At 61.3% G+C, this 1,375-nt stretch carries 1 protein-coding gene and 1 pseudogene; both read right to left on the bottom strand.

The window, feature by feature from the left end:
* The coding region (gene raiA, locus EOA33_RS35830; protein ID WP_127400680.1) for a ribosome-associated translation inhibitor RaiA at positions 1 to 434 on the bottom strand (434 nt) is incomplete at its 3' end.
* Positions 435 to 724: 290 nt separating this feature from the next.
* Positions 725 to 1,375, bottom strand: a pseudogene (locus tag EOA33_RS35835) (RNA polymerase sigma-54 factor); the annotation flags it as partial.

Raw genomic sequence — 1,375 nt, forward strand, 5'->3', positions numbered from 1 at the left:
ACCGACATGGTGCGCAGCGTCATCGTCGATTCGGCAACAACCGCCGGAGCGAAATTCTCCGGCATCTCCTCGTCGTCGTCGGCAAGCGGGGCCATCACCGTATAGGCGATGTCGGTCGGCTCGCCATTGCCGTTGCCGGAATTGTGCGATTTCAGACGGCGCTTGTAGCGCCGAAGGCGGGTTTCGAGGCGATCAGCCGCCGCCTCGAAGGCAAGCGTGGGATCCTGTGCGTCGCCCGTCGCCTGCAATGAGGCGCCGGAATCGAGCCGGATCATGCAGTCGGCCGAAAAGCGCGACCCCGATTTGATGACCGTGACATGCCCTGAAAAACCGCGATCGAAATATTTTCCGATCGCTTCGCCGACACGGTCGTTGATGCGCGTACGGAACGCATCGCCGATATCCATGTGTTTTCCCGAAATGCGCAGTTTCATCTGAAAACTGACCTTCCTTGCTCAGGCTTCAAACTGTCCCGAGTTTATACTCGTGGTCCGCGCGCACAAGCTTTGCGGCGGCGCTCGCGCCGATTTTAAATCCGAACTTTCCGGTTGATCACAAGTTGCCTTCTTGGCCGTCGCGAAGCCTTCGCCGTGACGGTCCCATCCGCTGCGGGCATCAGACCCGCCTCATGCGGGCGGGCTTCTAGACACTTCATTGCAGCTTGTCAATGAAGCTTGAAAACTGTGGAAATCCGGCCACGCCGCGGCCGTTTTCAGAGCTGCGGTCAGCGCCCGGCGCTGGCGAGCGCGCGTTTTTCACGCCGCCGCTGCACGGAGGAGGGAATGTTCATGCCCTCCCGGTACTTGGCGACGGTGCGCCGGGCGATGTCCACGCCACTTTCCTTGAGCATATCGACGATGGCGTCGTCGGAGAGCACGTCGACGGGCTTTTCCTCGTCGATCAACTGCTTGATGCGGTCGCGCACCGCTTCAGAGGAATGCGCGTCGCCACCGCCCGCCGAAGCGATCGAGGCAGTGAAGAAATAGCGCAGTTCGAAGACGCCGCGCGGCGTCAGCATGTATTTGTTCGCCGTGACCCGGCTCACAGTCGATTCGTGCATGCCGATGGCATCGGCCACCGTGCGCAGATTGAGCGGCTTGAGGTGGCGCACGCCATGGACGAGGAACGCGTCCTGCTGGCGCACGATCTCCGACGCGACTTTGAGGATGGTCTTTGCCCGCTGGTCGAGGCTGCGCGTCAGCCAGTTGGCGTTCTGCAGGCATTCGGCCAGGAAATCCTTCTCAACCTGGTTCTTCGCGTGGCCCGAAACTCTGGCGAAATAGACATTGTCGACCAGGACGCGCGGCAGCGTCTCGGCATTGAGCTCGACCGTCCAGCTTCCGTCATTGGCAGCGCGCACCTCGACATCGGCAAC

This window comes from Mesorhizobium sp. M4A.F.Ca.ET.050.02.1.1 (genome assembly GCF_003997725.1).
Taxonomy (GTDB): domain Bacteria; phylum Pseudomonadota; class Alphaproteobacteria; order Rhizobiales; family Rhizobiaceae; genus Mesorhizobium.